Raw genomic sequence first — 26,601 nt, 5'->3', positions numbered from 1 at the left:
AGCCTTGCTCTTGCACGAGGATAATATCCGACGCGCGCGATATGGATGGATTGCTCGGCGGCGCGGCCATTGCGGGCAGGGCGGCGGGTAGCGCGGAACCTATAGCCAGCGTCACGCTCAAGGCGAGTGAAGCAAGGTGGTGTTTCAAGGTTCTAACTCCTGTATTCAGCCATGTCCCTTTTCATCGTTAAACGTCAGGGCAACGACTAGGTTCCCTTTTCGTTGTCTGGATATCCTTGTGACACGCGTATTGATCGCTGGAGGAGCTGCTGATTGCGGGTGTTGCAATTAAAACGGGTGTTGCAATTAAAAAAAAGGGGGCCGGCAGGGAAAGCCGGCCCCCTTCCTTCTCTGATCGGAGGTCAAGTCTGATCAGGTTAGAAGTTGCGTTCGAAGCGCAGGATGCCCGAAACAGTGTCGTCGTGGGCATAGTCATAGTGAACGTAGGTCAGTTCCGGCTCGACCAGGAGGTTCTTGACCGGGTTGAACTTCAGGTTCGTGGTTGCTTCGAAGATCTTCGAGTCGCTGTAGGCGAGCTGGAGGTTCCACTTCAGCTTGTCGTTGAACGGAACGCCAACGCCGCCCCAGACAGCCCAGTCACCCCAGCCGCACTTCGATGCATTGACGGTGCCGTTCGGCGCCGTGCAAGCGGAGACGTCCTGGTTGGTGCCTGCGTACTTGTTGAGCTTGTCGCCGTCGGTGTTCCAGCCGCCCATCAAGAAGGCCGTGAATGCGCCGAAGTCAGCGTCGACCCGAGCCTTGATGGCGCCTTCTTCGACGATCGAGTCATAGCCGCCGACGACCTTGAAGCCCCATGCGCCAGACTTGAAGCCAGCACCGGCAACGACGTCAGGAGCGTAGTGGTTGGTCCGGTCGTCCGTCCACCAGCTTGCACCGTAGGATGCCGAGCCCGTCGTGGCGGAGTTGGAATCTTCGAGCGAGATCACGGCCGAGAAGCCGTTGCCGCCGTCATATTCATAGGTCAACTGGTTGAGTTCGTACGGACCGTCATAGATCACGTCGTCGTTGATGACGTCGCCGGCGTAGCCGATGTACAGGTTGTACTGCGAGTCCTTCTTACCAACGGTGAAGCCGCCGAGGCTGATGTAGGACCACAGCAGGTTGGTGGAGGTCGAGCCGCCGTCGTTCCAGTCCCAACGAACGATGGTTTCGGTCTTCAGCGGACCGTATTCGGTGTCGGTTGCGGTATCGACGTTCAGCTCGGCGCGGGTATGCCACAGCGTGCCCTGATGGCTGTCACGGTTGTAAGCGTTGTACCACTCACCTTCGGTACGTACCTTGCCGCCGATCTTGAGGCAGGTTTCGGTACCCGGGATGAAGAAGTAGCCAGCACCGTATGCGTCGCAGATGCGGACGTATTCCAGCGGCTCGGGCTCAGCTGCTACGATCGCATCAGCCGCGTGAGCACCGGATACTGCCGCAAGTGCAGCAGCGGAGCCGAGAAGAAGGCTCTTGATGTTCATAATAACTCCAATCTTTCTTGATTGGGCATGAGATATCGCGCCGAGAAACGACGTGCCCAACCCCATCCCGTTCATGTTCCCTATCAGTAGGTGCGAAGTAATAAGCTTCGCGAACTATTTCCTGAACCTGCTTCAGTGATTTGGCAAGATACTAAGGGGATGGAACTATATGTGCACTACTTGAAAACCGGCGTTGTTGCAAAAATGACGCAATTCGCGGCGGTATCTGATCCCAGCTTGTTTGCATCTCGTTTGCATGGCTTGTCTTCTATCTGCCCGGAAAGTGGTTAAGTCTCTGGCTGTTAAGGCGATACGCGCGCTTGGGGCGGGCGAGTGCAAGAGGCCGCAGCCACATGATTATGGTCAATCCTGAGATCGGGCGCAGCCGATTGCCTCTCAATCTGGATAGCAGCGCCGAGTCCCGGCTCGTCTGAGTCGCAAATATTGAAACGATTCTCGGCGGAGAAACCTGTGGCGGCGCGCATCACTCCATAAAAGAGAAGGTGAGAGCCGTCTGGCAATCGCGCTTGGTTGCGATGCGATTGACGGGCGCTTGGCCATGGTGCGTCCGACGACATTACTGGGGGCGTAGTCTCGTCGGACGCGGCACTGTCCGGTTCGTGGGTGGCGTACAAACCGGTAGTCCGAATTCTAGCAGCCACCATAGGTCTCTATAACCTACCTGAATGGGCTGGCAGTCCCAATCTCCAGACGGGATGGCCGCGCCTCGCTTCGGCAATGATGCTTCAATCCTCAATGCCGCGTAAAAGCTGTGTGATCTTGGGTTTTTACAACTATTTCGTGCGTCATTCCGGTTCTGCCAATAGATGGGACGGAAAACTGAACCGAGAACGGATTGCTACCCTGGCTTCGGTGTAACCGAATGATTCAGGCCCAAATTGCCTGACCTGAAAATTCAGCAGAAAATCAGTTATCTATGGAAGATTTAAGGGAAATTGGAGGCCTCGCCCGGAATCGAACCGGGGTGCAAGGATTTGCAGTCCTCTGCGTAACCACTCCGCCACGAGGCCATCCGAAAGCAATTTGCGTTGTGGTGGCGCGGATTTAGAATGATCCAAAGAAAACCGCAAGAGGCTTATTCTGAATTCCGTCCTTTTTTCACTCTGAAGAGAGAATTGCCTGCTGCTGTTGTGCAAGCCTTCAATGCGGATGATGAAACGCATTGCGCCCAGGACGGCAGGGCGTCGCGGATGTGCTACCGGCTGCCGTCAGCGATTTGGTGCCTATTCCATTTTTCCCAATCTTGGCGTTCTTCCATCCATGGGGCAGTCCCAAATCTCCCGGCCCATTGCACGGGACGGCGGTAGCGGCGTTCGATCTTCGAAATTCTCTACTGAATAAACATTATAAGCAACACGACACCGAGCAGTGTCAAAGCACCGAAGATTGGCAGGAGTCGAATCATAATCAGGCGAGCAAGTTTCTTGCGCTCGACGGATGTCAGCGCAGGCCACTGCGGCTTCGGTAACGACATTGATACTCCCTATCCCCGTCTCAGCGTCGCATTCGAAACTGAAATGACGCTTAAGGTACAGCGGAGTTATGGGAGTTGAGGATGGCGGGCGCCGGCGCTCCGGTTTCAGCATTGCGCTCACGTGGCAAATGCAATGGGACGCCCATCCCGCTCGGTGGCGAAAGTGCGAAGCAAATGGATAGAGAGTTTGCGCGTCCATAAAAGCAAAAGCGGTCCAGTCTAGGGAAAAAACTGGGCCGCCTTTTGCTGGACTAGAGGTCAATCAAATTCAGCGTGCTAATTATAAGTGATACTTAGTAGTTGTCAACGCAAATGCGGTGTGACGTCGTCGCGCATCAGCCTTCGCCCTGACTGAGATCTTCGCTTGAGCTGCCGGGTCCCTTGCGCTGCCGGGTCCCTTGCGCATTTGGTCCGCAGACGGGCAGGGCATGATCGCTTCCGATGATTCTCAATTCTCAGCGAAAGTTTTAGCTGTCTCGTGTCGGTTCTTAGCCGCCATTGCGGGAGAACGACTATTCCTCAAGGCAAGGAAAGGCGAATTTGTAGGCGCGTGCGATCAGCGAGCTGGCAGGCCGCTCGAGCTGCCAGGAGTGCTCCGCCATCCATTTGCAGGCTATTGTCGTCGCCTTTGTATTGCTCAGCTCGGGCGGCAGACAGAAAGCGCCGACGAACTGTTGAAGGTAGCGCTCGTAGCGCGATGAGTTTTTCGGAGTCTGCTTCGTGGCCCGGATCGTCAGGTTCTTCGTTCGCTGGGCTTCATCGAGAATGCCCTGGATATAGACAGAAGCCAGCGTTCGGTCCTCTTCGCACCATTCGTCGAGCTGTTTTCCGGTAACGACATGTCCGATGATCGGAGCTGTCTCTTTCGGCTCGTCCTCGCTTGTCGTTTCCTCGCTCAACGCGACCTGGGGTAAGAGAAGGAGAAGCGCTGCGGCGAAGAGCGAAAGCCTCATTCGGAAAACCTACATCATCGAGGAAAGACTAGCGGCCAGAAAAACCACCAGCGGCAGCGACGTTACGACGAAAAGAACAAGAGAAACAGGCATCCCAGCCACCTTCTATTCAAATTTAATATCTGGGCCGAATGGCTTCGGGCCGGAAGGTTGATTGGTCACCACACCCGGGCGGGTCCAATGTCCTGAAGCGTGGTCGCGTGAAGTTAACATTTTGCTAACGAGCGTCCCGGTCTAGGACGGCGCGGATTCGCAAGGTGTTGCAGATTCCGGGTGCCGAAAGGCGCTGGCTCGAATTTAAGGGGACGATTGTTGTTCGTCGGCGACGCCTCGCCATGAATCTCGGCGCCTGTTGCGGCAATATCTTGAAAGCGCAGCGTCAGGCGATTAAGAAACGCGTAACAGAAAGTAGAGCCAGCCCGTTCGGGCTCCAAGGCGCAAGAGGATAAGATGGATTTCGAAGCAGCGCGCGTGAAGATGGTCGAGAACCAGATCCGGACGACGGATGTAACCTCCCATTCCGTGTTGAATGCGTTTTTCGCCGTACCGCGCGAAAACTTCGTACCGGAGAAGTCGAAGCTCCTGGCCTATGTCGATTGCGATATCGAGGTCGCTCCTGGACGCTTCCTCATGGAAGCCTCGCCGCTCGCAAAGCTGCTGCAGCTCGGCGCCATCACCAAGGACGACAAGGTTCTCGATGTCGGTTGCGGCACGGGTTACGTGTCCGCCATCCTGTCGCTTCTCGCCGGCAAGGTTATCGCACTTGAATCCAACGAGGAGCTTGCGGCTCAGGCGAAGGCCAATCTTGCCGCGCTTGGCTACGACAACGTGACTGTCGTTGGCGGCGACCTTGAAAAGGGGCATGCCGCCGACGCGCCCTACGATGTGATTTTCCTCAACGGCTCGATCGAGCAGTTGCCGCAGGGTCTGCTCGACCAGCTCGGCGAAGACGGTCGCCTGATCACGGTCATCGGCTATGGTCACGCCGCCCGCGCCACCGTTTTTATGCGCGAGCGCGGTGCCTTCTCGGAAAACGTCTTTTTCAACGCCTCGATCAAGCCGCTGCCGGGCTTTGCCAAAGCCAAGGAATTCGTCTTCTGATTTGCTGAACGATCTGCTTTTTGATCTTACGACGGGCGCCTTTTGGCGCCTGTTTTTTATTGTCGCCGCCTGTGGCAGAATCGTGCTTAGCAGAGCGATTCGTCGTAGTCGTAACAAAACTGTGCATCACCGGGTTTAGTGCTTTTCAGGTGATTTTTTTCCCGAGGACAGTCATCTAGGGTGGCCCTGATTCGGGTGCCGCCTGGCGAGTTTGTGGTGTGAGTTTCCGGTCGCTGAATATGGGAAAACGGGGATGAATATGGCTCAGCCAAATGTAGTGCGTGAACCGTCCATGGAAGAGATTCTGGCGTCGATCCGCAGGATCATCGAAAGCAACGAACCCGTAGGTGCCAAGCCGACTCCCGCGACGCATTTCGCCGGCTCCGGCATGCGTGATGACGATATTCAATTGACTGTGGATGAAGAATTCGCTGCCGCCGATCGGGCGCGCGCAGCCGAACAGGATCCGCGTTTCGTTGCGGCAAACTCGCAGGTGCCGGTTGCAGACCCGGAAGCCGGCGGGCGCGGTCTGTCGCTGGCCGATGTTGCCGCGCGTGTCCGTGCCGCTTCCGAGCGCAATACCGCCGCATTGCTGAATGCCGGGCGCGAGCCGCCGCAACCGCGGGAGCTGCCGCCGGCCATGGCTGCGCGCCTTGCCGAGGTGCATGTCGAGCCGATCGCCGATGCCCCCCTGAGACAAGCCATTACGGATGTTGCCGCGCCGGTTGCTCCGCCTGTTATGCGGTCGGTGGCCGAGGTTGAACCTGAGATGGAAAATGAGAGGCCGATAGCTGCCTCTGCGGCGCCTCAGGTCGCAGCACCCGTCGAGACACCAATTTTTGAGGCGTCCGAACTAACCGTTGCCGCGGAAGCGGAGGCAGCATCCTTGCCATCGGCCCAGGCCGTATCCGCATCGCCGCTGATGTCGGAAGCCACCGGCGCGCAGGTTTCCCGCTCGTTTGAAGAACTGGCTGCCATCGTCGATGGCGGCCCGCGCCGCTCCCTCGATGAACTGGCACAGGAGATGCTCCGGCCCATGCTGCAGGAGTGGCTCGACGACAACTTGCCGACCCTTGTCGAGCGTCTCGTGCGCGAAGAAATCGAACGAGTGGCCCGCGGTCCGCGCCGCTGACGAGCCCGAGCTTCGGTTAGGCGATCCGCCGCTCCGGGCTCCGGGGCGGCTTTTTTATTGACTTGCCCACGGCCATCCTATTTACAACCCGCATCACCCAGTCCTCTAGATCCGGTCCTAAAATGCTCGACAAAACATATGATTCCGCCACCGTCGAACCGAAGATCGCCCAAAAATGGGATGAGGCCGACGCCTTTCGCGCCGGTGCGAACGCCAAGCCGGGCGCGGAAACCTTCACCATTGTTATCCCGCCGCCGAACGTGACCGGTTCGCTGCACATGGGTCATGCGCTGAACAACACGCTGCAGGACATCATGGTGCGGTTCGAGCGCATGCGCGGCAAGGATGTCCTCTGGCAGCCCGGCATGGACCATGCCGGCATCGCCACGCAGATGGTCGTCGAGCGTCGTCTCGCCGAGCGCCAACAGCCGGATCGTCGCAAGATGGGCCGCGAAGCCTTCATCGAGAAGATCTGGGAATGGAAGGCCGAATCGGGCGGCTTGATCTTCAACCAGCTAAAGCGTCTCGGCGCCTCCTGCGACTGGTCGCGTGAACGCTTCACGATGGACGAGGGCCTGTCCAAGGCCGTTCTCGAAGTTTTCGTCACGCTCTACAAGGAAGGCCTGATCTACAAGGACAAGCGCCTCGTCAACTGGGATCCGAAGCTGTTGACGGCAATCTCCGATATGGAGGTCGAGCAGCACGAGGTTAAGGGCAATCTCTGGCACCTGCGCTATCCGCTGGAGCCCGGCGTTACCTATGAATATCCGATCGCCTTTGACGAGGAAGGCAAGCCGACCGAATTCGAGACGCGCGATTATATTGTCGTTGCGACGACGCGCCCGGAAACGATGCTCGGCGATACCGGTATCGCGGTCAATCCGGAAGACGAGCGTTATCGGGGTATTGTCGGCAAGCATGTCATCCTGCCGATCGTTGGCCGCCGGGTCCCGATCGTCGCCGATTCCTATGCCGATCCGACCGCCGGCACGGGCGCGGTAAAGATCACGCCGGCGCATGATTTCAACGACTTCGAAGTCGGCAAGCGCGCCGGACTGCGTGCCATCAACGTCATGGACGTCGATGCCTCGATCACCATCAAGGATAACGAGGACTTCCTCCAGGACCTCGATCATCCGGCAGCGCTGCATGGCGCTTGGGACGAGCTGGAAGGCAAGGACCGCTTCGAGGCCCGCAAGATCATTGTTCGTATCTTCGAAGAGGCGGGCCTGCTCGACAAGATCGAGCCGCATACGCATGCCGTGCCGCATGGCGATCGTGGCGGCGTGCCGATCGAGCCGCGCCTGACGGAACAATGGTTCGTCGACAACAAGACATTGGGGCAGCCCGCGCTGGAATCCGTTCGCGAGGGCAGAACCAAGTTCGTGCCCAGGAACTGGGAAAACACCTACTTCAACTGGCTCGAAAACATCGAGCCGTGGTGCATTTCCCGTCAGCTTTGGTGGGGTCACCAGATTCCGGCATGGTATGGCCCGGACGGGCAGGTCTTTGTCGAAAAATCCGAGGAAGAAGCGCTGCAGGCCGCGATCCAGCACTATCTCTCGCATGAAGGGCCGATGAAGGCCTATGTCGAGGATCTGCTGGAGAACTTCAAGCCCGGCGAAATCCTGACGCGCGATGAAGATGTGCTCGACACCTGGTTCTCGTCTGCACTCTGGCCTTTCTCCACGCTCGGCTGGCCGGACGAGACGCCGGAACTGGCGCGCTACTATCCAACGAACCTCCTCGTGACCGGCTTCGACATCATCCCGTTCTGGGTTGTTCGCATGATGCAGATGGGCCTGCATTTCATGAAGGATGAGAACGGCAATCCCGTCGAGCCGTTCAGCACGGTCTATATTCACGCTCTCGTTCGCGACAAGAACGGGCAGAAGATGTCGAAGTCCAAAGGCAACGTTATCGATCCGCTTGAGTTGATCGACCAATACGGTGCCGATTCGCTGCGTTTCACGCTGGCGATCATGGCCGCGCAGGGTCGCGACGTGAAGCTCGACCCGGCCCGCATCGCCGGTTACCGCAACTTCGGCACCAAGCTCTGGAACGCCACGCGCTTTGCCGAAATGAACGGTGCCAAGAGCGATCCGCATTTCGTCCCCGAAGCGGCCGAGCTCACCGTAAACCGCTGGATCCTGACGGAGCTGGCGCGCGCGGAGCGTGACGTTACCGAAGCACTGGAAAGCTTCCGCTTCAATGATGCCGCAGGTGCTCTCTATCGTTTCATCTGGAATCAGTTCTGTGATTGGTATCTCGAACTCCTGAAGCCGATCTTCAATGGCGAAGACGAGAATGCCAAGGCGGAGGCTCAGTCCTGCGCAGCCTATGTTCTCGAAGAGACCTATAAGCTTCTGCATCCGTTCATGCCCTTCATGACCGAGGAGCTCTGGGCGCACACGGCAGGCGAGGGGCAGGAGCGTGAGGGCCTGATCTGCCATGCGGATTGGCCGGCGCCGTCCTATGCCGACAATGTCGCCGCCGATGAAATCAATTGGCTGATCGATCTTGTTTCCGGCATTCGCTCCGTTCGTTCGGAAATGAACGTGCCGCCGGCTGCGACGGCGCCATTGGTTGTTGTCGATGCCAATAGCCTGACGCGCGAACGCCTCTTCCGTCATGATGCCGCCATCAAGCGGCTGGCGCGCGTGGAAGCGGTTTCGCTTGCCGATACGGCACCGAAGGGTGCTGCTCAGATCGTCATCGGCGAGGCGACGGTCTGCCTGCCGCTTGGCAGCCTCATCGATCTCTCCGCCGAGAAAGCGCGCCTCGAAAAAGCGATTGCCAAGAACGATCAGGAGATCGCCCGCATTGCCGGCAAGCTTTCGAACGAGAAGTTCGTTGCCAATGCCAATCCGGACGTCGTCGCCGCCGAGCGCGAGCGTCTCGGTGAGCTTGAGGGGCAGCAAGCGAGCCTGAAGGTAGCGCTGGCCCGGGTCAGCGAAGCCGGCTAGGACATGCGTACGATCGAAGGTGAGAAGCACAAGAAGCGAAACTGAGAAATCGCGATTCGCTTGAGGAAGTAGAGATCTGGAATCGAAAAAGGCACGCGGTGTTCGCCGCGTGCCTTTTTGTTTATTTCCTTCGATTCGATGGGATTGGGCGGATCTAACGCCCCGGATCCGCCACCAGTTTCGCACAGGCGAAACAGATTACCCCTAAAGTTGCTGGACATGCTCGAAAAGCAAAACTGTTGTCATATTGTAACAGAATTGTTGCCGTGAAGAATGAGATTCTATTAGGGGCTAAAAATGTTATTTCGAAAGAAAAAATTACCTACATCGATGGATTTTCAGAGGCGACGCTCGTTTTCTTACGTAAATCAATCACTCTCTTACATGGCCAGTGCTCTTGTGGGCCACATTGCCAATTCACGCGATCATCGCAACAATCGAACCACTGAATGCACATGTGGGGGAGATACAATGGCATTTTCTGTTGCGTTGAGGAGCGCAGTCACACTCGTTATCAGCTCGTCTTTCGCCACCGCTGCCTTTGCGGGCGGCCTTGATCGTGGCGGCTATGATATTGATCTGCTTTTCGACAAGGGCCGTTATGTGTTTGAGTCAGGCGTTACTTACGTCATGCCCGACCGTAAACTGAAGAACGCCAAGGACATCAATCCGGCCGACGGCAATCTCAATAACCGGAGCCGTTCGACGGATGCGGCGGAAAATTACGCCATTCCCTATGCCGCATTCAAGATCGGCATCACCGATGATCTCGACTGCATGGCCGACTATTCGCAGCCTTTCGGCGGCCACCTCAACGAAGGTGCAAATTGGGCCGGCGCCAATAACGAAACCGAAGTCAAGGTTCGCACGAACAACTATTCGGCCACCTGCTCGTACAAGTTCGATGCGGGTCCGGGTCAGCTGCGTCTGATCGGAGGCGGTTTCTATCAGGAAGTCAGCGGCTACAAGTCGCGCCTCGTCTACGCCACTCCGGCCCCGATTTCTGCCATTTACAACGGCATGGGTTCGCTTGACATCGACGGTCACGGCTGGGGCTGGCGCGCCGGTATCGCCTACGAAATTCCGGAATATGCCTTCCGCACGAGCCTCGTCTACAATAGCCGGGTCAAATATGACAATCTGAAGGGTAGCGTCGACCTGACCGAAGTACCGCCACCGGTCGTCCCCGGCTTCGGCGGCAAGGTAACCTCTGTTTTCGGCTCGGCCGATGCTCCTGATTCCCTCGAGTGGAAGGTACAGACCGGCATCGCGCCCGATTGGCTGGCTTTCGGCTCGGTCAAATGGACGAACTGGAGCATCCTGCAAAGCATCGCGCTGTGCCCGAGCTCCACGCGCAGCATATCCTGCAGGGCCAATGGCCCCACCGAGCTCACCTCGCTTGACTTGCTGTACAAGGACGGCTGGACGATCACTGGCGGTGTCGGACACAAGTTCAATGATAAGTGGAGCGGCGCCGTCAGCCTGACCTGGGATCGCGGTACGAGCGATGGCTATGGCATGAACTCCGATACATGGACCCTCGGCGCGGGCGTCGCCTACAAGGCGACAGAGCATGTCCAATTCAATTTCGGCGGCGCTCTCGGCCTCATGACATCAGGCAAATCCGGACCGGTCACACGCGGCGGTGTCGTCTACGGCAACGATGCGACCTATAGCTTCGGCAATGACTTGGTGGCGGCTCTTCAGACATCGGTGAAGGTCAGCTTCTGACGATAAGCCTTTGAATTGAAGGAGCTTATTGACTGATCCTTCCCTCTATTATGGACGTCGCGAGCTTTTCCGAGTCTCGCGACGTTTCTTTGTCTGATCGGCAAAGGGGGAACGCAAACCGCCTCTTTTGCCTGATTTATGGTTAAAGAAATCTCAAGTTCGATAAAATCTTTGTGACGAATTAGCAACACTCTATTTCAAGACATTGCAGCCACGTGATCAGATTACAATTTGTCCATTTCCCGCCACAAATGGGGAGCAGCGATTACGTGGGCACAGGGGCAAGCCTTGTAGAAAGTGCGTAAGCGGTCGATGGGTGAACTTCCACTTTGGCATAAGCAACAATTCGGGATCGGAGCCGCGATGCTTTCGACGCAGCCGAAAACGCGTTGTCTGCCAAGGAAAGTCGTCAGCCGGCCGATCTTTGGGCTCCATCATCGGAAGGCGAACGAGGGCGCTGCTTCGATGGTGAGATGCGATAGCGGCCGCACAAATGCTGGTTTGGACATAATTGCAAGCTATGCTCGCAATTGTGGCAACCAGCATCGGTTGGATGCCACAGGAAACGCCTTTTCGAAGGACGATCCAGTCTCGTGCGCCATCAGGGAAAACATTCGTGAAGCTGGCGGCGTTTATGCAAGTGCCGTGACAGGTCCGAATGGAGCGAAAGAAATCGACTGTTATGTTTAAGTCCGAGTTCATATCAGCGAGAGTCATGATGCTCAGCCTGTCCCTTGCCACCGCGTTGGTGCTTGTGGGTCAAGCCAAGGCATTCGATATCAATGCCGGTGTCACCAAGGAATCAGGTCCGTTCGATCTCTTCAAGTTCGGCTTCAAAGCCTACAAGAACGGACAGAAGGAAGAGGCAGTCGAAGCCTATCGCTATGCCGCTGAGAAAGGCCATACCGGCTCACGCTGGGCCTTGGCCAACATGTATGCCGATGGCGACGGCGTGGCGCAGAACGATTTCGAAGCTTTCAAGATCTATAGTGAGATCGCCCAGCAGGGTGTGGAACCGGGCTCGGAAGACACCGGCTTCTTCATCAATGCGCTGCTGGCGCTCGCGAGCTACTACAAGAGCGGCATCCCCAACAGCCCGGTGAAGATTGATCTCAATCAGGCCCGGCAGCTTTATTTCCAGGTGGCATCGACTTTCGGCGTTCCGGAGGCGCAGTTCCAGCTTGCGCAGATGATGCTGTCCGGCGAGGGCGGCTCCACCAATGTTCAGCAGGCCAAGAAATGGCTGAACCAGGCCCGCAAGAGCGGCCATCCTGGCGCCATGGCCGTATTCGGCAATATCCTGTTCCAGGAAGGCCAATCCATCCGCGGTCTGGCTTTCATGACGGCGGCACTGGACAAGTGCAAGCCGAAGGACTGCAGCTGGATGGAAGACCTGCAGGAGCAGGCATTCTCCGTTGCCAACGAGAACGATCGCCGCGTAGCGGTCTCCATGGCCCATCAGCTGGATGTTGCCGGCTCCGATTGATCGCCGGCTTTACGGACGCCGTTGTTGCTGAGGTCAAGCTAGATGCTTGCAGCCGGACGGATTAGCCCCCGAAATCAAGATGCGCGATGACAGGCACGTGGTCCGATGGTTTTTCCCAGGCGCGCACATGTTTCTCGATTGCCGTTGCGGTGAGGCGATCGGCAGCCTCGGGCGACAGCATCAGATGGTCGATGCGGATGCCGTTGTTCTTCGGCCATGCGCCGGCCTGATAATCCCAGAATGAGTAAAGCTTGATTGCATCCGTCGTCGCGCGCACCGCATCGGTAAAGCCGAGATGTTCGAGTTGACGGAAGGACTGGCGCGTCTGCGGCAGGAAAAGGGCATCGCTCTCCCAGACCTTCGGATCGAAACAATCATGTGGCTCCGGAATGACGTTGTAGTCGCCGGCGAGTATCAGAGGCTCCTCCAAGGCCAGGCGATCCAAGGCGAATTTGCGCAGGCGCTCCATCCAGGCGAGCTTATAGGGGTATTTTTCGGTATCGACCGGATTGCCGTTCGGCAGATAGAGGCAGCAGATCCGCAAGGCGCCATGCCCTTCGGCGGAAAACACCGCCTCGATGAAGCGGGCCTGTTCGTCGCTCTCGTCACCTGGCAAGCGGCGCGTCACTTCATCCGGCTTGGTCTTCGAGAGAATCGCGACGCCGTTGAAGCCTTTCTGCCCGTGCGTTTCGACGTGATAGCCAAGCGCTTCGATCTCAAGACGCGGAAAGCCTTCGTCGACCGTCTTGATTTCCTGCAGGCAGACGATGTCCGGGTTCGAGTCCTTCAGCCACTGGCAGAGGTTCTCGATACGCGCTTTGACGCCGTTGATGTTCCAGGTGGCGATTTTCATGGGCGGCTCATTCCTTTGCTTCGCCCTGTTGTATCCGCAGCCGATCGGCTTGACTACAGCCCATATGAAAACCGGCCGGGAGCGAAGGCTCCCGGCCGGTCATCAAATTGTGGAAAAAGAGGGTAGGGATCAGATCGCGAAACTGGTGCCGCATCCGCAGCTTGCGACTGCATTCGGATTCTTGATCTGAAAGGATTGGCCAAGAAGATTATCAACGAAATCGATTTCCGAGCCTGCCATGTAGACCAGCGACAGCTGATCGATCAGGACGGTCGCATTGTCCTTTTCGACGACGATATCATCATCCTCGGGACCTTCAACGAGATCGAATTTATAGGAAAAACCCGAACAGCCGCCGCCTTCGACGGCAACGCGAAGGGCGCGCTTTCCGGCATCCGCGCCGACGATAGCAGCGATTCGCTTGGCCGCAGCATCCGATAGGGTAACACTTGTCTCAGTCATGTCTTCCTCCTGCCGGGGTCAAGATCCGGAGAGAACCAATAAGCCGTCGAACTTTCAAACGGCTGATATCCGTAGCCTTTATCATGAAAGTCAGGCCGGTGACAGCTATGGTTTCGTGGTTGAGCCACACACCATTTTGCTGTTTTCTTGTCTATAGGTATGAAGGCCGCAAAGCGGCGTCAATGGGCCGGGATGTACGAAGAGCGCGCAGCATGTCGCCTCGACGGACAAGGCCGGGGACCGATTGCAGGGAAACGACTGTCGCGCTGATGGCGGTGCGGGAGCCAAATGCCGGAATGGATTGATAATGACGATTGATACGCATGCATTGGGTTTCGGATATGGGGAAAAGGCAGCCTATGCGACAAATCCCTGGGAATCGCGTGGAAGGCTCTATGAAGAAGGATCGAGCCCGACACGCTCCGAATTCCAGCGCGACCGCGATCGGATCGTCCATACGACCGCCTTCCGGCGGTTGAAACACAAGACGCAGGTCTTCATCGCCCAAGACGGCGATCATTATCGGACACGGCTGACGCATACGATCGAGGTTGCCCAGATTGCCCGCGCCCTGGCGCGAGCCCTGAAGCTGGATGAGGATCTGGCGGAGGGCGTAGCGCTGGTTCACGATTTTGGCCATACGCCCTTCGGTCATACCGGCGAGGATGCGCTGCATGAGGTGCTGCTGCCCTATGGCGGCTTCGACCACAACGCCCAATCCCTGCGCATCGTCACCAAGCTCGAGCGCCGATATGCAGATTTCGACGGGCTCAATCTCACCTGGGAAACGCTTGAGGGCCTCGTCAAGCACAATGGCCCGCTGATGACGCCTGAGGGCAAGGGCACCCGCGGGCCCGTGCCGCAGCCGATCCTCGACTATTGCGAGATCCATGATCTGGAAATCGCCTCCTACGCCAGCCTGGAGGCGCAGGTCGCCGCGATCGCTGACGATATCGCCTACAACACGCACGATATCGATGACGGCCTGCGCGCCGGCTATCTGACGTTCGACATGCTGGAGGAGGTGCCGTTTCTCTCCAAGCTGATGGCCGAGGTGAGGGCGCGCTACCCGCATCTGGAGGCGAGCCGCTTCACCCACGAGATCATGCGCCGACAGATCACCCGCATGGTCGAGGATGTCATCGCCGTTTCGCAGCAGGCGCTCGCCGAAATCAAGCCCGGCAACGTGGCCGACATCCGTGCCGCCGGCCGGATTATCGCGACTTTCTCGCCTGAGATGGCTGAGACCGACAAGCTGATCAAGCAGATGCTGTTCAAGCGCATCTATCGCCATCCCGACATCATGCGCATCCGTGCCGGCGCGGCCCAGATCGTTACCGACCTTTTCCACGCCTATATGGAAAATCCCAGGGAGATGCAGAGCCACTACTGGGTGGATCATATTGCCGGGCTCGCAATTGCCCCCAAGGCAAGGCATGTCGGCGACTATCTCGCCGGCATGACGGACACCTACGCCATCAGCGCCCACAAGCGCCTGTTTGACCAGACTCCCGATTTGCGGTAGGCAGCGGCGGCGCCGGGCCGATAGCGGCTCGCCGAAGCTAATGCGTGGACGATATGATGAACCTTTTCACCGACTTCGAAGTAAGAATTAAGAACGCTCTCGAACAAATTGATATTGTGCGAGAAAAGCGATCTGAAGTCGACTTCGGACGTATTGGCGTGGAACCGCCGCGAGATGCCAGCCATGGTGATGTCGCCACCAATGCGGCCATGGTTCTGTCCAAGCCGCTGGGCACCAATCCGCGTGCGCTTGCCGAAATCATCGTCGCCAAGCTCAAGGAAGATGCTGATGTCGCCGAGGTTTCGGTCGCTGGCCCCGGCTTCATCAATATCCGTCTTTCGGTCGGCTACTGGCAGCGGCTGCTGTCGACGATGATCTCCGAGGGTGAGAAATTCGGCCGCTCCAAGCTCGGCGGCGGGCAGAAGGTCAACGTCGAATATGTCTCGGCCAACCCGACCGGGCCGATGCATGTCGGCCATTGCCGCGGCGCCGTCGTCGGCGATGCGCTGGCGAACCTGCTGGCCTTCTCTGGCTATGAGGTCACCAAGGAATATTACATCAACGATGCCGGCTCGCAGATCGACGTGCTTGCGCGCTCCGTCTTCATTCGCTATCGCGAAGCGCTTGGTGAGCAGGTGGGCGAGATCCCGGCGGGTCTCTATCCCGGCGATTATCTGGTTCCCGTCGGCGAGGCGCTTGCCAGGGAATTCGGCACCAAGCTGCGCGGCATGCCGGAAGATCAGTGGCTGCCGATCGTCAAGGATCGGGCTATCGACGCGATGATGGCGATGATCAAGGAAGATCTGGAAGCGCTGAACGTCCATCACGACGTGTTCTTCTCCGAACGCACCCTGCATGCCAACGGCGCGGCGCTGATCCGCACCGCGATCAACGACCTGACTTTCAAGGGCTATGTCTACAAGGGCGCGCTGCCGCCGCCGAAGGGACAGCTGCCGGAAGATTGGGAGGATCGCGAGCAGACGCTCTTCCGTTCGACCGAAGTGGGTGACGATATCGACCGTCCGCTGATCAAGTCGGACGGCTCCTATACTTACTTTGCTGCCGACGTTGCTTACTTCAAGAACAAGTTCGACCGCGGCTTCAACGAGATGATCTACATCCTCGGCGCCGACCATGGCGGCTACGTCAAGCGGCTGGAGGCAGTCGCCCGCGGCGTTTCCGATGGTGCTGCGAAGCTGACGGTGCTGCTGTGTCAGCTCGTCAAGCTCTACCGCAATGGCGAGCCGGTGAAGATGTCGAAGCGCTCGGGCGATTTCGTCACGCTGCGAGAAGTCGTCGATGAAGTCGGCCGCGATTCGGTGCGCTTCATGATGCTTTACCGGAAGAATTCTGAGCCTCTGGATTTCGATTTCGCCAAGGTCACGGAGCAGTCGAAGGACAATCCGGTCTTCTACGTGCAGTACGCACATGCCCGCTGCATGTCCGTCTTCCGTCAGGCCAAGGAGGCCTTCCCAGACCTCGACATTGCCTCGCTTGACCTGTCGAAAGCTGTCATTGGCGCCATCTCCGATGCAACTGAATTGCAGTTGGTTGCGAAGATTGCGGAATTCCCACGAATCATCGAAGCTGCAGCACAGTCTCAAGAACCGCATCGCATCGCTTTTTATCTTTACGATTTGGCCAGTTCCTTCCATGGACACTGGAATAAAGGTAAAGATTTACCGGAATTACGTTTTGTTAACGATAAGAACCGAGAATTGAGCATTGCCAGACTTGGGCTGGTGTACGCTGTCGCGTCGGTTTTGAAGTCGGGTCTTGGTATAACCGGGACCGCAGCACCGGACGAAATGCGATAAACGTCACCATTTACCCACATTGCGCTGGCATTAACTGTAGTGTTTGCGAGTGGAACGGGTGATGGCAGAAAAACAGTTGGCGTATCGCGCAAGCGGAAACGACGAGTTCTTTGCGGATGATGATCCGCTCGCAGAACTCGCTCGTATCGTGGGCTTTGAGCCGCGCCCCGCTGCTCAGGCAACTCCTGCGGCTCAGCGGCAGGAGCCGGCCTTCAACCTGGAAGATGAGCTTCTTCGCGAATTCGAGCGCTACGATACGCCGCGAATGAGTCCGGCAAATGACATCGCTGCTCCGGTCGAGCAGGTGTCTCCGCCGAGCCATGAAGAAGTTGCGCAATCCGCCGAGCCGGTGCGGACCGAACCTACGTTTGAAGAGCCAAAGTTCGAAGAACCTGCACTGCAGCCTGTGGCTCCGGTGAAGCCGACGATCGGCGCTCGCGATCTGATCGACGAGCTGGAAATGTCGATCGCGCCGGTTCTGCAGCCGGCGCCGAAGCCTGCACCTGTCGAACCGCAGCCGGCTGCTCCGGTGCTGAAGCCGACGCCGCAATCCGCTGCCGCTACCATACGGCTGCCCCTTGCCAACTTTACCCTGGCAACGCCCGCCGCCTCGCGTGAGCAGTTCACGCCGGCGGCCGCGCCTGCCGTTGCCCAGCCGGCCCCGAAAGCCACTTCTGACGAAGCGCTGTTCGATGGCGCCCTTGATTTCGAAGCGTTCGATCCCGTCGAGCCTCCGCGCGCTCCTGAAGCCGTCTCGCAGCCTGCTGCATCCCAGCCGACCCCGGCCGTCTTCCGGGCACCAGAGCCGCCAAAGGTCGCGAAGGCCGATCCGGCTGCGCTTTCCGCCGAGATCGATGCTCTGCTCGCCGATGTGAATCGCTATCCGGTTCCACCCAGAGTCAATGCGCCTGCAGGGAAGGAAGAGCCGGATTTCGGTAGTTTCGGCGCTTCGTTTTCCGAGCCTGCAGAGTTGTCCGCCGCTCCCGTGGCTGCCGCACGGCATGAAGAGCCGAAGCCGATTACCTTCGGTGCGGAGGACCCCTTTGCCGGTCAGGACTTCGAATTCGATCTGGCCGATATTGAAATGGAACTTGCCGGTCTCGATTTCGCTGAAGCCGAAAAGTCTCCCGCTGCGTCTCAGCAGGCTCCGGCCGCTCCCGTTGTAGAGCCGATCCTTTCCCGCGCAACGCCAGTTGCTCCGGTGCCCGCCGCTCCAGTGATTGCCGCAGCGGCGCCACAGCCGTTGCAACCCGCGCCGGCGCCGGTTGTGCCTGCCGCAAATGCTGCAGCCACGGCAGCGCCTGTATTCGAGGCCGACCAGCCTCTGCCGTTCGATCCCACGGAAATCGCCGAGACGGAGGAGCGTGTCGAAACCTTCGAGGGTTCGCATGTTCCGCATCTGCCGGCGATCGAGCCGGAAGAGCCGATTGCGGTGCCGTCAGAATTTGAATTCGATCTTGATTCGGAAATGGCGAGCCTGCTCGGTACGCCGGCCAAGGAAACCGCATCCGAGCCGATCAAGCCGGCCGTTGCCGCCGCACTTGGCGGTGCCGCTGCCGCCGCTTCATGGTCCAAGAATGCGGCGGCCCAGCCTGCTGCGCCCGTCGCAAAGCAGCCGATCGAGGAGTTCGACGAGTTCGAGCGTGCGCTGGAAGAGGACTTCCGCCGCAGCTATCGTGAAGCGGCGACGCCTGTCGAGAACGTTGCCAGGATGACCTTGAATCCCGCCGCAAACCGTCGCCCGGTCCGCTCCGTGCGCGGCATGGTAACGACCGCCGCCGTCATAGTTGTTCTCGGCGTCGGTGCCTATGGCGCCTACAGCTGGATCCGTCACGGCGCGCCGATCTCCAGCTTCTCCGGAGAGCCGCGCGTGATTGCGGCCGACAGCGATCCGGTCAAGGTCGCTCCCGAAAATCCGGGTGGCACCGTCGTTCCGAATCAGGACAAGGCCGTCTACGATCGCGTCGCTGGCGATAGTACGGCGGCGCCGAAGCAGAAGGAGCTTGTCTCCTCCAACGAGCAGCCGGTTGACGTCGTCCAGAAGACGCTGATTCCCGAGGCGGTATCGCCTGACGACAGCGACGGCGATCAGGTGACGTCGACGCCGGTCGGTGAAACCGAAGATCCGCGCCTGCTGCCGAACCAGAATGGTGGAAACACCAACGTCGCCGCCAACAACGACGATCAGGTGCCATCAGTCTCTCCGCGCAAGGTGCGTACGATGATCGTCAAGCCGGATGGTTCGCTGGTTCCGCGCGACGAGCCGGTTGCCGATACGACGACTGCAGCCGCCAAGCCGGCGAACAATCAGGTCGCATCGACCAATTCGCGCCCGTCTCAGGCAAATACTCCGGCAGCAGCCCAGTCGGATAATACCGACGCTGCCAGCGCCGAAAGCACGCCGATCCGCGTCGTGAAGACGAACCCGGTTCCGACGACACGTCCCGAGCCTGCCGCCAAGGCCAATACGGCTGCTCCGGCCCCGCAGGCTCAAGCTCCAGCTCAGCCCAAGGCTCAGCCGAAGCAGGTCGCATCTGCTAGCCCGGCGGCTGCAACTCCGGCTGCCACCTCCGCTGCAAGCGGCGGCGCTTACGGCGTGCAGATCGCATCCCTGCCGACCGAGGCCGACGCGCAGAAGTCGCAGGCGAACCTCAAGGTCAAGTTTGCTGGTGTCATCGGCAACCACCCGCTGGAGATCCGCAAGGCCGATATCGCCGGCAAGGGCACCTACTATCGCGTCCGCGTCGTCGCCGGCTCGAAGGATGAGGCCGCTGCCATCTGCACCCGCTATCGCGCCGCCGGCGGCACCTGCCTGATCTCGAAGTAGTCGAGTTGGGTTTTTAGCCCTGGTGTTCCGATAGAGTTGAAAAATCCGCCCGCAGAGATCAATCTGCGGGCGGATTTATTTTGGCGCGCTAAGCGTGGGACATGGCGAACGATGCCGCATCTACAGCTATCGACGCATCGAACGTCCGTCAGGCCGTTTGTTCCTGAGGACGCTCCGGACATCTTTGCTAACATATCGCCTCACATTACGCGGTTCATGGCCTGGCAGCCGCCTGAGACCGAGGCGGCTTTCGCAGATGTTTGGCGGAGGTGGCCGAAGGCAATCGAAGACGGCTCGGAATTCCACTTCACAGCCCGAGACAAGGATGACGATCGTTTTCTGGGTGTTATCGGCATGCATGCTGCGCTGACCGACACGCCGGAGCTTGGAATTTGGCTTCGCAGCGAAGCGCACGGCCTGGGACTCGGCCGCGAATTGATCGGCGCCATCATTGGATGGGCGAGCGCGAGCTTTTCTATCCGTTATTTCGAATACCCCGTCGCGGAGGAGAACATCGCCAGCAGGCGGATAGCCGAAGCCTATGGCGGCGAGGTGAGGGAGCGCAGGTCAAACCCCAAATATCGCTCAGTCGTCTACCATATACCGCCCAAGTAGCCTGCAGAAGACGGTTGTTCCTGTGTATCCCCGCTTGACCTCACTCGCATTTCCCGCCGCAAGCCTTATGATTCGGATATGACCGAATCGAAATCCATGATCCTTGGCTGCAGCGGCCACACCATTACGCCCGAAGAGCGATCCTTCTATCAGGGGGAGCAGCCATGGGGCTTTATTCTGTTCGGGCGCAATATTTCCGAGCCGGCACAGATCGCCGATCTCGTTGCGTCCCTGCGTGACAGCGTCGGGCGAGATGCTCCTGTTTTCATCGACCAGGAAGGCGGCAGGGTGCAGCGCATTCGCCCGCCGATCCTGCCGCATTATCCCTCGGGGCAGGCACTCGGTGATATCTATCGCCAGGATCACCAACGAGGCCTGCGCGCCGCTTGGCTGATGTCGCGGCTTCATGCCTTCGATCTGCTGAAATTCGGCATCAATGTCGATTGCCTGCCGGTGCTGGACGTGCCTGTGGAGGGGTCGAGCAACGTCATCGGCAATCGCGCCTATGGCTCCGATCCGGTGACGGTGACGGAGATGGGACGCGCGGCTGCGGAAGGTCTGAAAGCCGGCGGCGTGCTGCCGGTGATGAAGCACATGCCCGGCCACGGCCGCGGCTTTGCCGATTCGCATCACGAGCTGCCTGTCGTTTCGGCTTCGCGCGCGGAGCTGGAGGCGCATGATTTCGCGCCCTTCGTGGCTCTCAAGGATGAGCTGATGGCGATGACGTGCCATGTCGTCTTCACCGATGTCGATCCGGAGAACCCGGCCACGACGTCGCGCAAGGTGATCGAGGAGATCATCCGCGGCTATATCGGTTTCCAGGGCCTGCTCCTGTCGGACGATACCTCGATGAATGCGCTGAAAGGCACGATCGGCGAACGTGCAGCAAATATTATTGCGGGCGGATGCGATATCGTGCTGCATTGCAATGGCGTCATGGAGGAAATGCAGCAGGTGGTTCGCAATGTCCCCGCTTTGGCGGGTGCGTCGCTGACAAGGGCCAAGGCGGTCGAAGCGGCATTCGGCAGAAATGATGGCGCCGATGAAGCCTCTATTCGGGCGGAATTCGACGCGATGTTCGCAGTGGCGTAAAACCGGACTTCGAGGAACGGACGGGTGACAGAGTGAGCGGCAGCACGGACAAGCTTCAGCAGGCGGCAACGCCGATGGACAAGCTCTGGCAGGAGGGCGAGACGCAGCGCGGCTCGCACGAGCCGTCGCTTGTCGTCGACCTTGCCGGCTTCGAAGGACCGCTCGATCTGCTGCTGCATCTGGCGCGCACCCAAAAGGTCGATCTGTCCCGTATCTCCGTTCTGGCGCTGGCCGAGCAGTATCTTCAGTTCATCGAGAGTGCCCGGCGCATCCGCATCGAGCTTGCGGCCGATTATCTCGTCATGGCGGCGTGGCTCGCCTATCTCAAATCCAAGCTGCTGATCCCGCAGCAGAGCAAGGAAGACGGGCCAACCGGCGAGGAGATGGCGGCGACGCTCGCCTTCCGCCTGAAGCGCCTGGAAGCCATGCGCGATGCCGCCACCGATCTCGTCAATCGCAACCGCCTCGGCCGCGATATCTTCGCGCGTGGCGCGCCGGAACATATTCCGGATCGACGTCAATCCGCCTTCGACGCTAGCCTCTATGATCTGCTCACCGCCTATGCGAGCCTGCGTCAGCGTCAGGCCGTGACCCAGGTAACGATCGAGAAGCGCCGTGTCTGGTCGCTGGCCGATGCCCGCGTTATTCTGGACCGGATGATCGGCGAAATCACCGATTGGACGGCCCTGGAACATTACCTGCTGAGCTACATGACGACTTCAAGCGAGCGGGTTACGGCAATTGCCAGCGCTTTTGCGGCATCGCTGGAGCTGGTGCGCGAGGGACAGCTGGAAATTCGTCAGGAAGGCGCGTTTCAGCCGCTTTACATGCGGCGCGGGCCGAAGCATTCGTCGCTGGAAGCAGCGGAATAGGGCAGGGAAGCGCGTGACGGAACCGGACGACGAGCAGCAGCATGTGGAGCACGAGGCGGAGACGCCCGATGTTGACGATCGTCGGCTGAGCGAGGCCGAGCGGATCGCCGAAGCATTGGTCTTTGCCTCGGCCCAGCCGGTCTCCGAGGCGTTTATCGCCGAGCGGGTGGCGCGCGGGGTCGATATTCCCGCCGTCATGCAGAAGCTCAAGGCCGATTACGCCTTGCGCGGCGTCAATCTCGTTCAGGTGGATGGTGCCTGGGCCTTCCGCACGGCCGCAGATCTTTCCTTCGTAATCCGGCGCGACGAGAGCGAGGTGCGCAAGCTGTCGCGCGCGGCACTCGAGGTGCTAGCCATTATCGCCTATCACCAGCCCGTCACACGCGCAGAGATCGAGGATATCAGGGGTGTACAGACCTCCAAGGGTACGCTCGACGTGCTGATGGAGTCTGGCTGGGTCCGCTTCCGCGGCCGTCGCCGCACGCCGGGGCGGCCGGTGACGCTTGGCACAACGCGCGATTTCCTCGATCATTTCGGTCTCGAAGAGCTGCGGGATCTACCTGGTCTCGAAGAATTGAAGGGGGCAGGGCTGCTCTCCGGCCGGATTCCTGCCAATTTCAATATTCCCTCGCCATTGATGAGTGACGAACTCACCGAGGATGAAGATCCGATCACGCAGCTGGATCTGGAGGAACTCGGCATCCTGCCGCCAAGCGGCGCAAGTTCCAGCGATTGAATGTTGGCTGGCGCGCATAATGGGTTGCAGCCCTATCTGCAGATTTTCGCGAAACCGCCGGCAAAGTCTCTCTTTTGCCATCAGCGGGTGCGAATATAACAATCATCCTCTCGGCTTGGAGACGTTTGGGCGCCCGCATCGGCGTTCGTCATCCCGATATACGTGGATGCACTACATTTTCGTGTTTGAAAAACATCCGCAAACGTCTTACATCGAAAAGACACTGTAATTGGGAGTTAAAGCAATGGGTTCTCTAAGCATATGGCACTGGCTCATCGTCCTGGCCATCGCGCTGTTGTTGTTCGGCCGTGGAAAGATCCCGGAGCTGATGGGTGACGTCGCCAAGGGCATCAAGAGCTTCAAGAAGGGCATGAACGACGACGAGGATACTTCGGCGCAGCCGACGTCGGCGACGACGTCCCGCACGGTCGAGCACAAGGCTGACGAAACGAAGTAATCATGTCCGGCAGGCGTCAAACTAAAAGGTTTGCCGCAGGCCCAGGAGCCTTTGCATGTTCGATATAGGCTGGTCCGAGCTGGTGGTTATTGGCGTCGTGGCCTTGGTGGTGATTGGCCCCAAGGAGTTGCCGTCGACATTGCGGACCATCGGTAAGATGACGGCGCGGGCCAGGAAGGTCGCTGGCGAATTCCGCGCTCAGTTCGATGAAGCCATGCGCGAGGCGGATCTGGACGATGTGCGCCAGACGATCGCCGATGCGCAGAAGCTCAATCCGGTCAACTCGCTGCGGGAAGCCATGAACCCGCTGCGGGAAATGGGCAATGAGATAAAGGCAGATCTGCAGCGTGCGGCAACGCCGGACAAAGCAGCCCCGGCCGCGACACCATTGCCGTCCGAGCCGGTTCCGGGCGTCTCGTCCGGCCTGCCGGAAGCACTTGCGGCCACGTCCACAATGCCTGCCGCTTCGAGCAATCCGTCGCCGGCGGCGGCTCCAGAGGCGGTGTCCGCAGCCGTTCCGCAGCCGGTGGCCGCTGTGAGTGACGCTGCAAAGACGCCGAAGGCCGCTCGCAAGCCTCGCGCCAAGGCCCCGGCCAAGACCGAGGATGTTGCGGCTGCCGCCGTCCAGACGCCCGTCGTCACGGAAAAACCAAAGCGAGCCCCGCGCAAGGTCGCGGTCGCTGCTGCCGTAGAGAAGACGCCCCCAGCTCCCAGGAAGCGTCCGACTGCGACAGCCAGCAAGGCGACGCCTAAAACGCCCAGGAAGAAGGACCAGGCATGACGGGTGACATCGACGATAAGCCGCAACCGCTTATCGAACACCTTATGGAATTGCGCACACGGCTCATCTGGTCGCTCGTGGCTTTTTTCATTGCCTTCATTGGCTGTTTCGCAGTGGCGAAGCATCTCTTCAATTATCTGGTCTATCCTTATAAATGGGCCGTCGAATGGGCTCATCTCGATCTCGCGAAGTCAGAGCTGATCTACACCGCGCCACAGGAGTTCTTCTTCACCCAGGTGAAGGTCGCCATGTTCGGCGCCCTGGTGATTTCCTTCCCGATCATCGCTTCGCAGATCTACAAGTTCGTCGCGCCCGGCCTCTATAAGAACGAGCGCAATGCCTTTCTGCCGTTTTTGATCGCTTCGCCCGTGCTTTTCCTCATGGGGGCAGCACTCGTCTATTTCTTCTTCACGCCCATGGTGATGTGGTTCTTCCTGAAGATGCAGCAGACGGGTGGTGACGGTCAGGTCGGCATCGCGCTGATGCCGAAGGTCTCGGAATATCTGAGCCTCATCATGACGCTGGTCTTCTCTTTCGGGCTCGTATTCCAGCTTCCCGTCATCACGACGCTGCTGGCACGTGTCGGCTTGCTGACGTCTGCCTGGCTCGCGGAAAAGCGCAAGTTTGCCATCGTTTTCGCCTTCATCGTCGCTGCCGTGCTGACGCCGCCGGACCCGATGTCCCAGATCGGCCTTGCACTGCCGACAATCCTTCTCTACGAGATTTCCATCTACGCGGCGCGACTCGTAGAACGCCAGCGTACCCGGCAAGCGCTCGAAGAGAGTGGCGGAAGTTCCGATATCGCCAAGACGGATTAACGTCCAGGCGGGAGGCCTTCGCCTCATTTCTCAGGTATTTGCCGGTTCGACCTCCGACCGAAGCCTCGGTCGGAGTTGTACTTATGTCAAACGACCTGGAACGAAGATGCTTGATATCAGATGGATTCGTGAGAATGCCGAGGCTTTTGATGCAGCGCTTGCCAAGCGCGGTGCGGAGCCTCTGTCGCAAAGCCTCATAGCGCTCGACGAGAAGCGCCGCTCCGTCATTCAATCCGTCCAGGACATGCAGTCCCGCCGCAACGCCGCCTCTAAGGAGATCGGCGCGGCAATGGCGCAGAAGAACAGCGAGCTTGCCGAAAAGCTGAAGGCGGAGGTTGCCGACATCAAGGTCTCGCTTCCGGCTGCGGAAGAGGAAGAGCGCAGGCTGACGGCCGAGCTCAATGATGTGCTGTCGCGCATTCCGAACATACCGCTCGAGGACGTGCCCGCCGGCAAGGACGAGCACGACAACGTCGTCAAGCATGTCTGGGGCGCCAAGCCAACCTGGAATCATGAGCCGAAAGAGCATTTCGAGATCGGCGAAGCGCTCGGCTATATGGATTTCGAGCGCGCGGCAAAGCTTTCCGGCTCGCGCTTCACGGTGCTGACCGCTCAGCTTGCCCGTCTTGAGCGCGCGCTTGGTCAGTTCATGCTTGATCTGCACACCAGCGAGCACGGCTACACCGAAGTCAGCGCACCGCTGATGGTACGCGACGAGGCGATGTTCGGAACCGGCCAGCTGCCGAAATTTTCCGAGGATTCCTTCAGGACCACGGACGGTCGCTGGCTGATCCCGACGGCGGAGGTTTCGTTGACCAATCTCGTTTCTGGCGAGATCCTTGATCAAGAGAAGCTGCCGCTTCGCTTCACGGCTCTAACGCCATCCTTCCGCTCGGAAGCCGGCTCTGCCGGCCGCGACACGCGCGGCATGCTGCGCCAGCATCAGTTCTGGAAATGCGAGCTGGTATCGATCACCGATGCGGAAAGCTCCATTGCCGAGCATGAGCGGATGACGGCTTGCGCGGAAGAGGTGCTGAAGCGCCTCGGCCTGCATTATCGCGTCATGACGCTGTCGACCGGCGATATGGGCTTCGGCGCCCGCAAGACCTACGACCTCGAAGTCTGGCTGCCGGGACAGGATACCTATCGCGAGATTTCGTCCTGCTCGGTCTGTGGAGATTTCCAGGCACGGCGCATGAATGCCCGCTATCGCGGCAAGGACGATAAGAACACCAAGTTCGTCCACACGCTGAACGGTTCGGGAACGGCGGTCGGCCGCTGCCTGATCGCAGTGCTTGAGAATTATCTCAATGCCGACGGCTCGGTCACTGTCCCCGACGCACTCCTGCCATATATGGGTGGTCTGAAGAGGATCGAAAAAGCAGCATAATCAGGTGG

At 58.9% G+C, this 26,601-nt stretch carries 20 protein-coding genes and 1 tRNA gene; 16 read left to right on the top strand and 5 right to left on the bottom strand.

Annotated elements, in window-relative coordinates:
* Positions 1-377: 377 nt before the first annotated feature.
* The 3 genes from PH562_RS09560 to PH562_RS09550 form a co-directional block, all read right to left on the bottom strand.
* On the bottom strand, positions 378-1,484 hold the full coding sequence (locus PH562_RS09560; RefSeq protein WP_285172778.1) for a porin: 1,107 nt from the start codon (positions 1,482-1,484) through the stop codon (positions 378-380).
* 957 nt (positions 1,485-2,441) lie between these two features.
* A tRNA-Cys gene (locus tag PH562_RS09555) sits at positions 2,442-2,515 on the bottom strand.
* Positions 2,516-3,491: 976 nt separating this feature from the next.
* The gene (locus PH562_RS09550) at positions 3,492-3,932 is read right to left on the bottom strand and encodes a Rap1a/Tai family immunity protein (protein WP_285172777.1); all 441 of its coding nucleotides are present in this window, start codon (positions 3,930-3,932) and stop codon (positions 3,492-3,494) included.
* A 450-nt stretch (positions 3,933-4,382) separates the two neighbouring features.
* Between PH562_RS09550 and PH562_RS09545 the strand changes: the two genes are divergently transcribed.
* The 5 genes from PH562_RS09545 to exoR all read left to right on the top strand — a co-directional run bounded on the left by PH562_RS09545 (position 4,383) and on the right by exoR (position 12,348).
* Positions 4,383-5,033, top strand: a complete 651-nt coding sequence (locus PH562_RS09545; protein WP_285172776.1) for a protein-L-isoaspartate O-methyltransferase family protein — start codon at positions 4,383-4,385, stop codon at positions 5,031-5,033.
* 253 nt (positions 5,034-5,286) lie between these two features.
* Positions 5,287-6,165: a PopZ family protein gene (locus PH562_RS09540; protein ID WP_285172775.1), complete on the top strand. Its 879-nt coding sequence runs from the start codon at positions 5,287-5,289 to the stop codon at positions 6,163-6,165.
* 122 nt (positions 6,166-6,287) lie between these two features.
* Positions 6,288-9,131, top strand: coding sequence for a valine--tRNA ligase (locus PH562_RS09535; RefSeq protein WP_285172774.1), 2,844 nt, complete (start codon positions 6,288-6,290; stop codon positions 9,129-9,131).
* Between the two features lie 471 nt (positions 9,132-9,602).
* Positions 9,603-10,862: an OmpP1/FadL family transporter gene (locus PH562_RS09530; protein ID WP_113233354.1), complete on the top strand. Its 1,260-nt coding sequence runs from the start codon at positions 9,603-9,605 to the stop codon at positions 10,860-10,862.
* A gap of 682 nt (positions 10,863-11,544) precedes the next feature.
* Complete coding sequence (gene exoR, locus PH562_RS09525; RefSeq protein ID WP_113233356.1) at positions 11,545-12,348, top strand: exopolysaccharide production regulator ExoR; 804 nt, start codon at positions 11,545-11,547, stop codon at positions 12,346-12,348.
* Positions 12,349-12,409: 61 nt separating this feature from the next.
* Here the strand turns inward: exoR and xth are convergent, their stop codons facing one another.
* Together xth and erpA are read right to left on the bottom strand one after the other, a co-directional pair.
* The gene (gene xth / locus PH562_RS09520) at positions 12,410-13,201 is read right to left on the bottom strand and encodes an exodeoxyribonuclease III (protein WP_285172773.1); all 792 of its coding nucleotides are present in this window, start codon (positions 13,199-13,201) and stop codon (positions 12,410-12,412) included.
* Positions 13,202-13,330: 129 nt separating this feature from the next.
* Positions 13,331-13,663 (bottom strand): iron-sulfur cluster insertion protein ErpA, encoded by a 333-nt coding sequence (gene erpA / locus PH562_RS09515; RefSeq protein WP_069611967.1) that lies wholly within the window; start codon positions 13,661-13,663, stop codon positions 13,331-13,333.
* A 307-nt stretch (positions 13,664-13,970) separates the two neighbouring features.
* Between erpA and PH562_RS09510 the strand changes: the two genes are divergently transcribed.
* The 11 genes from PH562_RS09510 (at position 13,971) to serS (ending at position 26,593) form a co-directional block, all read left to right on the top strand.
* A complete protein-coding gene (locus tag PH562_RS09510) occupies positions 13,971-15,188 on the top strand; it encodes a deoxyguanosinetriphosphate triphosphohydrolase (RefSeq protein ID WP_113233358.1) in 1,218 nt (405 codons plus the stop codon).
* A gap of 56 nt (positions 15,189-15,244) precedes the next feature.
* On the top strand, positions 15,245-17,005 hold the full coding sequence (gene argS, locus PH562_RS09505; RefSeq protein WP_285172772.1) for an arginine--tRNA ligase: 1,761 nt from the start codon (positions 15,245-15,247) through the stop codon (positions 17,003-17,005).
* A gap of 61 nt (positions 17,006-17,066) precedes the next feature.
* Positions 17,067-19,832 carry an SPOR domain-containing protein gene (locus PH562_RS09500; protein WP_285172771.1) on the top strand — a complete coding sequence of 922 codons (2,766 nt, stop codon included), beginning with the start codon at positions 17,067-17,069 and terminating at the stop codon, positions 19,830-19,832.
* Positions 19,833-19,943: 111 nt separating this feature from the next.
* The gene (locus PH562_RS09495; RefSeq protein WP_113233360.1) at positions 19,944-20,447 is read left to right on the top strand and encodes a GNAT family N-acetyltransferase; all 504 of its coding nucleotides are present in this window, start codon (positions 19,944-19,946) and stop codon (positions 20,445-20,447) included.
* A gap of 78 nt (positions 20,448-20,525) precedes the next feature.
* The gene (gene nagZ, locus PH562_RS09490; RefSeq protein ID WP_285172770.1) at positions 20,526-21,539 is read left to right on the top strand and encodes a beta-N-acetylhexosaminidase; all 1,014 of its coding nucleotides are present in this window, start codon (positions 20,526-20,528) and stop codon (positions 21,537-21,539) included.
* A gap of 74 nt (positions 21,540-21,613) precedes the next feature.
* Positions 21,614-22,411, top strand: coding sequence for a segregation and condensation protein A (locus PH562_RS09485; RefSeq protein WP_285172835.1), 798 nt, complete (start codon positions 21,614-21,616; stop codon positions 22,409-22,411).
* A gap of 43 nt (positions 22,412-22,454) precedes the next feature.
* The gene (gene scpB / locus PH562_RS09480; protein ID WP_285172834.1) at positions 22,455-23,147 is read left to right on the top strand and encodes an SMC-Scp complex subunit ScpB; all 693 of its coding nucleotides are present in this window, start codon (positions 22,455-22,457) and stop codon (positions 23,145-23,147) included.
* Positions 23,148-23,391: 244 nt separating this feature from the next.
* Positions 23,392-23,604: a twin-arginine translocase TatA/TatE family subunit gene (locus PH562_RS09475; protein ID WP_113233363.1), complete on the top strand. Its 213-nt coding sequence runs from the start codon at positions 23,392-23,394 to the stop codon at positions 23,602-23,604.
* Between the two features lie 55 nt (positions 23,605-23,659).
* Complete coding sequence (gene tatB, locus PH562_RS09470) at positions 23,660-24,385, top strand: Sec-independent protein translocase protein TatB (protein ID WP_095434760.1); 726 nt, start codon at positions 23,660-23,662, stop codon at positions 24,383-24,385.
* A complete protein-coding gene (tatC, locus tag PH562_RS09465) occupies positions 24,382-25,203 on the top strand; it encodes a twin-arginine translocase subunit TatC (protein WP_095434761.1) in 822 nt (273 codons plus the stop codon). Before tatB ends, tatC begins: the two co-directional genes overlap by 4 nt.
* Before the next feature lie 106 nt (positions 25,204-25,309).
* Complete coding sequence (gene serS, locus PH562_RS09460; RefSeq protein WP_285172769.1) at positions 25,310-26,593, top strand: serine--tRNA ligase; 1,284 nt, start codon at positions 25,310-25,312, stop codon at positions 26,591-26,593.
* Positions 26,594-26,601: the final 8 nt, after the last annotated feature.

The sequence above is a fragment of the Rhizobium centroccidentale genome (assembly GCF_030182565.1).
In the GTDB taxonomy this organism is placed as follows: Bacteria; Pseudomonadota; Alphaproteobacteria; order Rhizobiales; family Rhizobiaceae; genus Rhizobium.
This window is presented reverse-complemented; position numbering and strand designations above follow the sequence as displayed.

Excerpts from the sequence above, each read along its gene's own strand:
- PH562_RS09560 (WP_285172778.1), bottom strand. The coding sequence starts at position 1,484 with ATGAACATCAAGAGCCTTCTTCTCGGCTCCGCTGCTGCACTTGCGGCA.
- PH562_RS09550 (WP_285172777.1), bottom strand. The coding sequence starts at position 3,932 with ATGAGGCTTTCGCTCTTCGCCGCAGCGCTTCTCCTTCTCTTACCCCAG.
- PH562_RS09545 (WP_285172776.1), top strand. The coding sequence starts at position 4,383 with ATGGATTTCGAAGCAGCGCGCGTGAAGATGGTCGAGAACCAGATCCGG.
- PH562_RS09540 (WP_285172775.1), top strand. The coding sequence starts at position 5,287 with ATGAATATGGCTCAGCCAAATGTAGTGCGTGAACCGTCCATGGAAGAG.
- PH562_RS09535 (WP_285172774.1), top strand. The coding sequence starts at position 6,288 with ATGCTCGACAAAACATATGATTCCGCCACCGTCGAACCGAAGATCGCC.
- PH562_RS09530 (WP_113233354.1), top strand. The coding sequence starts at position 9,603 with ATGGCATTTTCTGTTGCGTTGAGGAGCGCAGTCACACTCGTTATCAGC.
- exoR (WP_113233356.1), top strand. The coding sequence starts at position 11,545 with ATGTTTAAGTCCGAGTTCATATCAGCGAGAGTCATGATGCTCAGCCTG.
- xth (WP_285172773.1), bottom strand. The coding sequence starts at position 13,201 with ATGAAAATCGCCACCTGGAACATCAACGGCGTCAAAGCGCGTATCGAG.
- erpA (WP_069611967.1), bottom strand. The coding sequence starts at position 13,663 with ATGACTGAGACAAGTGTTACCCTATCGGATGCTGCGGCCAAGCGAATC.
- PH562_RS09510 (WP_113233358.1), top strand. The coding sequence starts at position 13,971 with ATGACGATTGATACGCATGCATTGGGTTTCGGATATGGGGAAAAGGCA.
- argS (WP_285172772.1), top strand. The coding sequence starts at position 15,245 with ATGAACCTTTTCACCGACTTCGAAGTAAGAATTAAGAACGCTCTCGAA.
- PH562_RS09500 (WP_285172771.1), top strand. The coding sequence starts at position 17,067 with ATGGCAGAAAAACAGTTGGCGTATCGCGCAAGCGGAAACGACGAGTTC.
- PH562_RS09495 (WP_113233360.1), top strand. The coding sequence starts at position 19,944 with ATGCCGCATCTACAGCTATCGACGCATCGAACGTCCGTCAGGCCGTTT.
- nagZ (WP_285172770.1), top strand. The coding sequence starts at position 20,526 with ATGACCGAATCGAAATCCATGATCCTTGGCTGCAGCGGCCACACCATT.
- PH562_RS09485 (WP_285172835.1), top strand. The coding sequence starts at position 21,614 with ATGGACAAGCTCTGGCAGGAGGGCGAGACGCAGCGCGGCTCGCACGAG.
- PH562_RS09475 (WP_113233363.1), top strand. The coding sequence starts at position 23,392 with ATGGGTTCTCTAAGCATATGGCACTGGCTCATCGTCCTGGCCATCGCG.
- tatB (WP_095434760.1), top strand. The coding sequence starts at position 23,660 with ATGTTCGATATAGGCTGGTCCGAGCTGGTGGTTATTGGCGTCGTGGCC.
- tatC (WP_095434761.1), top strand. The coding sequence starts at position 24,382 with ATGACGGGTGACATCGACGATAAGCCGCAACCGCTTATCGAACACCTT.
- serS (WP_285172769.1), top strand. The coding sequence starts at position 25,310 with ATGCTTGATATCAGATGGATTCGTGAGAATGCCGAGGCTTTTGATGCA.